Origin of the sequence: Mycobacterium sp. NAZ190054, assembly GCF_001545925.1 — a bacterium.
Taxonomy (GTDB): Bacteria; Actinomycetota; Actinomycetes; order Mycobacteriales; family Mycobacteriaceae; genus Mycobacterium.
In genome coordinates this window covers 1-8,599 of the sequence record NZ_LMVQ01000154.1, presented here as the reverse complement: position 1 = coordinate 8,599, position 8,599 = coordinate 1, and the positions used below count along the sequence as shown (strand labels likewise).

Genomic DNA, 8,599 nt, shown 5'->3' with positions numbered 1-8,599 from the left:
CGGTCGCTGACCCAGATTCTCAGCCCGTTCGTCCCGCTCGCCGAGTCCTTCACCACCGGCAACTTCGAGCAGATCCTCAACACGCCGTCCTACATGTCGTCCATCCAGACCAGCCTGGTCGTCGCCCACGTCGGCCGCGGCGCTGCGCCTCGCGGTGGCCGCCGCCAGCCTGTCGGTCCGGCGAATCGGGGCCGTGTCGAGTTACCCAGCCCCCGATGACGTCCTGGCCTTGCTGGCACCGAGCAGTTGAAAACCGAGTACCGAGAGAGGATCTCAATGACCGCGCCCCAAGTTCACCCACCCCGGCCGAGTGCGCTGGGTGAACTGTTCGACAACCCGAAGCCGATCATCGGTGTCGTGCACCTCAACCCGCTCCCCGGGGCACCGCGATACCAGGGCGAGCCGGTACGGGAGATCTACCGCCGTGCCGTCCAGGACGCACGCACCCTGTCCGAGGGCGGCATCGACGGCATCATGGTCGAGAATGCCTCCGACATGCCCTTCCTGCGGCCCGAGGACATCGGTCCCGAGACGGTGGCCGCACTGACTGCGGCCTGCATGGAAATCACCGCGGCGGTGGCCACGCCGATCGGTCTGACCTGCGTGGCCAACGGTGTCATCCCCGGCTTGGCGGTGGCCAAGGCCACCGGAGCGCGCTGGGTCAGGGCCAACCAGTGGGTCAACGCCTATGTGGCCAATGAAGGTTTCCTCAACGGTCCGGCACCCACCGCATTGCGTTACCGCAAGTCGATCGACGCCGAGGACGTGCGCATCCTTGCCGACGTCCACGTCAAGTTCGGGGCGCACGCCATCACCGCCGACCGCGACATCCCCGAGCAGGCCACCGACGCCGAATGGTTCGACGCCGACGTACTGATCGCCACCGGCACCCGCACCGGCTCGCCCACCCAACCGGCCGAGGTCAACCAGGTGCGCGCCGGGACCAACCTCCCGGTGATCGTCGGATCCGGACTGGACCCGGACCAGCTGCCCACACTGTTCGACGTCGCCGACGGCGCCATCGTCGGCCAGTGGCTGAAAGTGGACGGCCGCTGGTGGAACCCGGTGGATCCGCAGCGTGTGGCCACCTTGGTGGCGGCGGCGCAGAAGTTCCGGGATCAACTGTGAGTACCGAGGTCACGGTCGCCACCGACCTCTTCGCCCTCGATCAGCAGGACCGTGCGGTGGTGTTCTACACCGCCCGTCGCCACCGCGGGGAACCCGCACCGGCATCGTTGCTGGACACCCTGCGCAGGCTGCGGGCCGACGGTTGGCGGCTGTCGGTGGACGCGATGTTCACCGACAGTGACGAAGCATCCTGCTACGACGCGGGTTTCGCCCATGATGTGGACATCGTCGGCGTGCTCGAGGCGCCGGGCCTGGAGGCGGCGTACGCCGGAATCGAGCAGCTGGAACGGGCGGGATGGGCGCGGATGTTCCGCACCTCGTGGCAGGTGGGTAAGCGGGAGTTCGCCCCGGTGCCGTCGACGGCGGGGCGCAACCCCGACTCACCGTGGGCGTTCTTCGCCTTGTGGCAGTGGAACGACGCCTGGCAGCGAGCCACCCCGGCCGAGCGTCTCGAGTACGACGCCGAATGCGACGTGGCGTTCAGCTCCGATGTGAACTCCGGCATCTCCATCGCCGGGCGGCACCGCCTGGATGTGTCCAGCCGATGGCACCACCTGGGGATCTGGGAGGTGCCCGACCTGGCCCTGCTCGACCATGCGATGGCGACTCACGAACGGGTCGCCGACTTCAAATTCACCACCTCTTTGCACTACATCGGTCGTCGCCGCCCGATGGCCGACGTCTTGGGAGCTTCGCTGTGAACGACACCATCTGGATCCACTACGCCCTGCCCCGCAGCTCGTGGTACGAGCTGGCCGACGACGCCCGCAGTGAGCTCGAAACACGCTGGAAGAAAATCGATTCCGATGCTGTGGAGGCAGGCGCCGAGAAGATCGGCACCTATTTCATCCGCGGGCAGAGTGACTACTCGACCACTCAGGTCTGGTCTTTCCCGAGCTATGAGAGTGCGTACGAGCACTGGACGGCGAAGGTGGCGGCAGGGTACGCCGAATGGTTCGACTTCTCCAACAACGTGGGACGTCGGACATGAGCGCCGAACCCCTGTTGACCGCCCGCCACATCGGCAAGACCTACGGTTCGGTCACCGCACTCGAAGACGCCAACCTGACCGTTTACCCGGGCGAAGTGTGCGCTCTTGTCGGTGACAACGGTGCGGGCAAGTCGACGTTGGTCAAGGTGCTCTCGGGAGCGGAGAAGCCCGACAGCGGTGAGATCCGGGTCAAGGGAACCGAGGTGCAGATTCCGTCACCGGTGGCGGCGCAGAACTTGGGGATTGCCACCGTGTTCCAGGATCTGGCGCTGGCACCCGAGTTGACCGCTGCGGACAACCTCTTCCTCGGCCGGGAGATCCTCAAACCGGGGCTGGCCGGGCGGATCGGGCTGCTGGATCGCAAGACAATGCGGTCCCAGGCCGCCGAACAGTTCGCCAAACTCGGTGTCACTCTGCGGTCCCCGACGGTGTCGGTGGCCTCACTCTCGGGCGGCCAGCGTCAATCGGTGGCCATTGCCCGCGCCGCCAAGTGGGCGAACAACGTCATCTTCCTCGACGAGCCCACCGCCGCACTGGGTGTGGTGCAGACCGACCGGGTGTTGCGGCTGGTCCGCCAGGTGGCCGACCAGGGGCTGGGGGTGGTGTTGATCACCCACAACATGACCCACGTCGTCGACGTCGCCGACCGCGTGGAGGTGCTGCGGTTGGGGTCCTCGGTGGCCACCTTCGTTCGCGGTCAGGCCACCGTAGAGAGGCTGGTCACGGCAATGACCAGCGGTACCACCGATCACGACCAAGACGAGGCGGAAGTTCGATGAACTCGACCACAGACATGCCGACCGCAGTCGTGCCGACCGCGGCCAAGGACTCGCTCGGTGACCGGATCACCCGATGGCTCGGCGGCGGGTGGGTACTGCTGTTCCTGATCGCGCTCGTAGGGTTCTTCACCATCACCCAACCCCAGAAGTTCGCCACCGGGTACAACGTGTCCACGCTGGCGATCGACGCGGCGATCCTGCTGGTAATGGCCGTGGGACAGACCTACGTCATCATCACCGCCGGCATCGATCTGTCGGTGGGGTCGGTGCTGGTGTTCTCCTCGGTGGTGGGCGCCAAGGTGATGCTGGCGCTCTCCGATGCCGATGGGGCGACCTATGGCACCACGAACGCGGGCTGGGGCATCATCGCGATCGGCCTGGCGATCACTGTGCTGGCCGGGCTGTTCTTCGGGCTCGTCAACGGATTCCTGGTGGCACACGCGAAGATTCCGGCGCTCATCGTCACCCTCGGCACCATGGGCATCGCGCTGGGCGCCGCGCAGATCATCACCAACGGCCAGGATGTGCGCGCCGTACCGCAGTTGTTGGTGGACACCGTGGGCAACGGTGCGGTGGCCGGCGTGCCGGTCCTGGTGATCATCGCGGCGGCGGTGGCGCTGGTCGCAGGTATTGTGTTGCACCGCACCAGGTTCGGCACCTGGACCTTCGCCGTCGGCTCGAGCTCGGAAGCCTCCCGCCGGTCCGGTGTGCCGCTCAAGGCCCAGATCATCAAGGTGTACGCGATCTCCGGCTCACTGGCCGGGTTGGCCGCATTCATGTCGGTGGCCCGCTTCTCCACCACCACGATCGGCGGTCACACCGCCGACAACCTGGCCACCATCTCCGCGGTGGTGCTCGGCGGTACCAGCCTCTTCGGTGGCATCGGCTCCATCCTGGGCACCGTCATCGGGGTGTTCATCCCGATCGTGCTGCTGAACGGTTTTGTCATCACCGGCATCCCGCCGTTCTGGCAGACGGTGGCGATGGGTGCGGTGTTGATCCTCGCGGTGTACATCGACCAGTTGAAGCGCCGAGCCCGAAACCTATCTTGACCCAACCTGACTCATCCCGAACCGAAGGAAAACCGTCATGACCAAGAAAACTCCCGCCGTCATAGGTGCGGCCGCCGCGTTGGCCGCCGCGCTGACAGCCTGCACCAGCGGAGCCACCAACAGCGGTGGTGGCGACGTGGTGGCCGGTAACGACGTGGCGCTGGTGCTGGGCTCCAGCGGTAGCCCGTTCTATGAAGCGGTGTCCTGCGGAGCCAAGGCCAAAGCCGCCGAACTGGGCCTGAACCTAAGTGTCAGCGCGGCCAACGCTTTCGCCGCCGACGCCCAGATTCCGATCGTCAACGCGGTGACGGCAGCGCGACCGGCGGCGGCCGCGGTGGTGCCCACCGACGCTCAAGCCTTGATCCCGCCGCTGCAGCAACTCACCCGTGGCGGAACCAAACTCATCACCGTCGACCAGACCCTGGCAGACACCGATCTGGTGGAGAGCCAGGTGATCACCGACAACATCGCCGGTGGCGGGATGGCCGCCGACGAGGTGAACCGCCTGACCGGGGGACAGGGCAAGGTGCTTGTGATCACCCAGCCGCCGGGGTCGACGGCGCAGGACCAGCGCACCCAGGGCTTCGAGGAGAAGTTGGCGGAGTACCCCGGTCTGCAGTACCTGGGCGCGCAGTATCAGTCCAATGATCCGCAGAAGGCCGCACAGATCGTCACCGCGACGCTCGCTGCGCACCCGGATCTGGCGGCCATCTTCGTCACCAACGACCAGGGCGCCATCGGGACGGTTACCGGCCTACAACAGGCGGACGCCGTCGGCCGGGTCAAAGTGGTGGCCTACGACGCCGCCACCGCTGAGGTCAACGCGCTGAAGAACGGCTCGATCCAGGCGCTGATCGCCCAGAACCCCACCGAAGAAGGTGAGGTGGCGATGGAGACGCTCAAGCGCCTCATCGACGGCGAGGAGGTGGAACCGGTGATCACCACCGAACTGGTCACCATCCGTGAAGGTGAGAACGACAAGGCCGACCAGTACGAGTACAAGGCGAACTGTTGAGCCTGCCCGCGAGGCCACTGGCCCGCGTCCGCTGAGGCGGGCGCGGGCCTGTGCTCGTGATGGGGCGCCTGAGCAACGCCCCGTACGGTGCGACATCGAGGTGTGCTGGAGCGCCCTGCACTCACAGCTCGGCATTGATCTGCGCCTGGTCGTACATCTAGTCGCGTTTAGGCGGAGAAGATTACGTACCTCGTCGCAATATCGACGCACGGCCGCCCTCAAGATCCGCAGCTGGGCCCTGGCCTGCGTGCTACCCGGGGAGAACATGCACGGATCGAATATGCAGGGTTACCAGTAACGTGCGCTGCGTTGCATTGCTGCCCAATGAGTCCATCTATCGGGCAAGGCCGAGGAATGCCATCATTGCTCGCTCGACCTCGACGACTTGCTCCGCCGTCAGCCGACCGACCCGGGCCTGGACGTTCGACCTTTTCACGGTAGTGAGTTTGTCGACCATCACGTCACTATCGTGGTCAAGTCCGGATAGCCGACCGTCTCCACCGGCTATCCGAATGCGCATCAGCGGCGCATCCAGCAGCGTGCTGGTGATCGGCGCAACCGTCACCGAACTCGTGGCATCGAAAAGGTCATCCTGAACGATCACCGCCGGACGCGGTTTCGTCGCGTAGACACCACCCGCTACGGTCCAGATCTCGCCTCGGTTCACTCCTCGTCCCATGGCGTCGAGACGGCCTCGATGAAGTCCTGGTCATCGCCGCTTTCGTCCGCTCGCGCAACCAACGAGGCTTGGCGATGCGCCTCGGCGGCAAAGCTCTCAGTGCGCACGTCAGGCACCCAGACCTGCAGCGGCCGCAGGCCCCGCTCCCGCATCCGTCGTCGGTACTCGCCGACCCTTTCCTTCACGGACATGCCCCACATGTTACATGTAACACGAGGAGTATGGCAGCCGGATAGTCAGATCGACCGGCAGCAAACAAGCATCCAGCTTCCGCTCCCGGTCAACGGTTCGCCTGGCCCATCTGAGATGCTCACCAGCACGAGCGTCGCCATGTTCCCTTATGAACCACGGACGTCCGTTCCATGTAGCCGCCAATTCAAGTGAGGCCGAACAATGCCCGACGGGCCAACTCGCGGTTCTCCCCTGTCGCGAGTTTGTATATGCCTTGTCAATCTGACTAGCCCAACCTGTGGCGATGGGAGTGATTTCGCACTGACCGGGCTCGGGGATCCACGTCGTCGGGCAAGATCAACCTATGCAAAATTGTTCTGTCCGTTCGACCATCGCCATTGTTGCCGCCACTCCCATTGCTGCCGTTTTGTTCGGTGCCGGGATCGGTTCGGCACAGCCCCTGAACTGTATTAACGGGCAATTCTGGGATCCGATCACCAACACCTGCCAGACGCCGCGTCCGGCGGACAACTGTGCGCCCGGCGAATACTGGAACGCCTTGTCCAACGTCTGCCGGCCCCTGGGTCAGCTCTAACCATCTTCACCGCCCTCGCGGCGAGCAATACGACCGAATCGAATACGGCGACCTACCAGTAAGTCTCGCGGTTTTCGGTTGTGGTCCAAATATTTTTTAAGGCCGTGATCCCCCGGCGCGGCGGACGAGGTTGCCATCACGGGCGGGTCCACCGTGGGTTATCGGGGGCCCGGAATCGCGAGTTCGAAAGTCAATACAACCTGACTTTCTCGCCACTCCCGAAGGGGATCCGGCGCTGGTGATTGTGGCGTGACAATAACGTGCGCCCTCGGTCCCTCGCCAGATCAAGCCAGGGCGTCCCATTCATGACGCTCGGCCAATGCAATGTAAACATCGGGTCGCACGACGTCGAGCTCCACGTCAGGATCAGCGGCGCGGATCCCGGCCGTTCCAGGCGACGAGGCGGTCGATGGCGGGCGCGTCGTCGGGGATCGGGACGGCCTCGGCGAACGGGACGCCGACCTCGTCGAGGCCCCTCGCGGCCGAGACTTCCTCGTAGAGAGCGCGGCGGTTCTCGGCTGGGAGGATCTGGTGTGCCGCCTCCAGCGCCGCGGCGACGACCGTGTCGTCCCAGTCGGGCTGTTGACCGGTCGCCGTCGCAAGGTCCCACGTGTGGACGGTCAGCTCGGAGAAGTAGGACGCCAGCACCTCGGCGCCGCTGCCTACGATCCACGGCAGTGCCATGGGTCGTGCGAGCACAGCGTCGTCGCTCCAGGCATCCGCGGCTCGTCTCCCCGACTCCCTCCACGCATCGGGCCACCGATCGTCGGGGGCAGCGGTCTCGATGACGGCGAAGGGATCTTCACCGTTGCCGAGCGCAGCGACTCGGTCAAGCACGCCGATGAGGTGAGCGAGCAGTTCTCGCACGTTCATGTCTGTGCACGGCGTCGGGTCCGTGAGTTGCTCCGACCGGACACCGTCTATGACGACCCCGGCGGTGGCGATGGCACGGTCAAGGATCGGCCGCGGATCCTTGAGCTGGTCCGTGGTGGAACTGGTCGGTGTGATCATGGCGCCATTGTGCCGACCTAAACCGGTCACCTTGTGGCCAGTTTGTTGTGGAAGTGTGGTGGCATGCGAGCCGACCGGCTAGTCGCCGTCCTCCTGCTACTGCAACAGCGTGAGCAGGTCACTGCATCGGAAGTCGCTGTGGAGTTGGAGGTTTCTGAGCGCACCGCCCGCCGTGACCTCGAAGCGTTGAGCGGCGCCGGGTTGCCCGTGTACGCCATGCCGGGCCGAGGCGGCGGGTGGCGCCTCTTGGGCGGCGCTCGCACCGACCTTTCCGGGTTGACCGCGAGCGAGGCCCGCGCGCTGTTTCTGGTAGCCGGACCCGCCTCGACGGCAACCCCGAGCGTGAAGGCCGCTCTGCGCAAACTCGTTCGCGCGTTGCCCGAGCCCTTCCGAAAGCAGGCCGAGACGGCCGCCACATCAGTCGTCGTCGATCCACGACACTGGGGATCCAGCCAGCCCGATCCGCGACCACCCCGGTTGCTCGACGAACTTCAGGAGGCGGTGATCCGCGGTGTCCAGGTACGGCTCGGCTACGTCGACCGTAAAGGCTCGGAGACCGAGCGGATCGTGCACCCGCTGGGCATCGTCGCCAAGAGACCGACCTGGTATCTGGTCTCCAATACGGAGGCCGGTCGACGGACCTTCCGGATCGACCGTGTCACGTCGGTTGACTTGACCGACGATCCCGTCCAACGGCCTCCGGGATTCGACCTCGCCGAGAGCTGGCGCGAGATCGCGGACGAGGTCGATCGAAAGCGCACTCCCCTCGAGGCACGGGCCGTGTGTGCTCCCGACGGGCTCGGCCTGCTCCGGACGGTGCTCGGTGGCCGCCTCGAAGTTGGCGGTTCCACGCCTGACGGCCGGATCGAGACCGTGATCCGTGGCCGCGACGAATACACCCTCGCAGGCGAACTCGCCTGGCTCGTCGAATGGCTCGAAGTCACGGGCCCGCAGGGCGTGCGCGATCACCTCGCTTCGATCGGCGGTGCGCTGGTAGCGCGGTACAGCTGAGCCGGGCGCCACTCCCCTTCCCTTCCGCGCTGCAGACGGCTCGACGCGCTTGACAGACAGCGACCGCCGATGGCATGTTTAGGAAATACCGATCGTTCGCTCGGTATCGGTCATGGCTCGGTGCTGCGACATAGAGGGAGGCCGCGGGTGTCCGTTGATCTGAGCTT

The 8,599-nt window shown here is 65.6% G+C and carries 11 protein-coding genes; 8 read left to right on the top strand and 3 right to left on the bottom strand.

What is annotated here, in order from left to right; genetic code table 11:
* The 7 genes from ASJ79_RS33155 to ASJ79_RS12590 all read left to right on the top strand — a co-directional run.
* Positions 1 to 219 (top strand): hypothetical protein (locus ASJ79_RS33155; protein WP_197420194.1); only part of this gene is annotated, 219 nt, incomplete at its 5' end.
* Between the two features lie 57 nt (positions 220 to 276).
* Complete coding sequence (locus ASJ79_RS12615; RefSeq protein WP_067955591.1) at positions 277 to 1,128, top strand: BtpA/SgcQ family protein; 852 nt, start codon at positions 277 to 279, stop codon at positions 1,126 to 1,128.
* Entirely contained in the window at positions 1,125 to 1,829 is a 705-nt protein-coding gene (locus tag ASJ79_RS12610; RefSeq protein ID WP_067955589.1) for a hypothetical protein, read from the top strand. Before ASJ79_RS12615 ends, ASJ79_RS12610 begins: the two co-directional genes overlap by 4 nt.
* On the top strand, positions 1,826 to 2,119 hold the full coding sequence (locus ASJ79_RS12605; protein WP_067955588.1) for a hypothetical protein: 294 nt from the start codon (positions 1,826 to 1,828) through the stop codon (positions 2,117 to 2,119). The genes ASJ79_RS12610 and ASJ79_RS12605 overlap by 4 nt, the downstream gene beginning before the upstream one ends.
* Positions 2,116 to 2,898, top strand: coding sequence for an ATP-binding cassette domain-containing protein (locus ASJ79_RS12600; RefSeq protein ID WP_067955585.1), 783 nt, complete (start codon positions 2,116 to 2,118; stop codon positions 2,896 to 2,898). The genes ASJ79_RS12605 and ASJ79_RS12600 overlap by 4 nt, the downstream gene beginning before the upstream one ends.
* The gene (locus tag ASJ79_RS12595; RefSeq protein WP_067955584.1) at positions 2,895 to 3,950 is read left to right on the top strand and encodes an ABC transporter permease; all 1,056 of its coding nucleotides are present in this window, start codon (positions 2,895 to 2,897) and stop codon (positions 3,948 to 3,950) included. The genes ASJ79_RS12600 and ASJ79_RS12595 overlap by 4 nt, the downstream gene beginning before the upstream one ends.
* Positions 3,951 to 3,987: 37 nt before the next feature.
* On the top strand, positions 3,988 to 4,965 hold the full coding sequence (locus tag ASJ79_RS12590) for an ABC transporter substrate-binding protein (RefSeq protein ID WP_067955582.1): 978 nt from the start codon (positions 3,988 to 3,990) through the stop codon (positions 4,963 to 4,965).
* 334 nt (positions 4,966 to 5,299) lie between these two features.
* Here the strand turns inward: ASJ79_RS12590 and ASJ79_RS12585 are convergent, their stop codons facing one another.
* From ASJ79_RS12585 to ASJ79_RS12575, 3 genes are all read right to left on the bottom strand, one after another.
* Complete coding sequence (locus tag ASJ79_RS12585) at positions 5,300 to 5,632, bottom strand: type II toxin-antitoxin system PemK/MazF family toxin (RefSeq protein WP_067955579.1); 333 nt, start codon at positions 5,630 to 5,632, stop codon at positions 5,300 to 5,302.
* On the bottom strand, positions 5,629 to 5,835 hold the full coding sequence (locus ASJ79_RS12580) for an antitoxin MazE family protein (protein ID WP_067955593.1): 207 nt from the start codon (positions 5,833 to 5,835) through the stop codon (positions 5,629 to 5,631). The genes ASJ79_RS12585 and ASJ79_RS12580 overlap by 4 nt, the downstream gene beginning before the upstream one ends.
* A 941-nt stretch (positions 5,836 to 6,776) precedes the next feature.
* A complete protein-coding gene (locus tag ASJ79_RS12575; protein ID WP_197420193.1) occupies positions 6,777 to 7,421 on the bottom strand; it encodes a TIGR03086 family metal-binding protein in 645 nt (214 codons plus the stop codon).
* A gap of 63 nt (positions 7,422 to 7,484) precedes the next feature.
* Here ASJ79_RS12575 and ASJ79_RS12570 point away from each other — a divergent pair, with 63 nt between their 5' ends.
* Positions 7,485 to 8,432 (top strand): YafY family protein, encoded by a 948-nt coding sequence (locus ASJ79_RS12570; RefSeq protein ID WP_067955576.1) that lies wholly within the window; start codon positions 7,485 to 7,487, stop codon positions 8,430 to 8,432.
* Positions 8,433 to 8,599 lie beyond the last annotated feature (167 nt).

Bases quoted from the DNA above. Each gene is read 5' to 3' on its own strand.
- ASJ79_RS12615 (WP_067955591.1), top strand. From the start codon at position 277: ATGACCGCGCCCCAAGTTCACCCACCCCGGCCGAGTGCGCTGGGTGAA.
- ASJ79_RS12600 (WP_067955585.1), top strand. From the start codon at position 2,116: ATGAGCGCCGAACCCCTGTTGACCGCCCGCCACATCGGCAAGACCTAC.
- ASJ79_RS12595 (WP_067955584.1), top strand. From the start codon at position 2,895: ATGAACTCGACCACAGACATGCCGACCGCAGTCGTGCCGACCGCGGCC.
- ASJ79_RS12590 (WP_067955582.1), top strand. From the start codon at position 3,988: ATGACCAAGAAAACTCCCGCCGTCATAGGTGCGGCCGCCGCGTTGGCC.
- ASJ79_RS12580 (WP_067955593.1), bottom strand. From the start codon at position 5,835: ATGTCCGTGAAGGAAAGGGTCGGCGAGTACCGACGACGGATGCGGGAG.
- ASJ79_RS12575 (WP_197420193.1), bottom strand. From the start codon at position 7,421: ATGATCACACCGACCAGTTCCACCACGGACCAGCTCAAGGATCCGCGG.
- ASJ79_RS12570 (WP_067955576.1), top strand. From the start codon at position 7,485: ATGCGAGCCGACCGGCTAGTCGCCGTCCTCCTGCTACTGCAACAGCGT.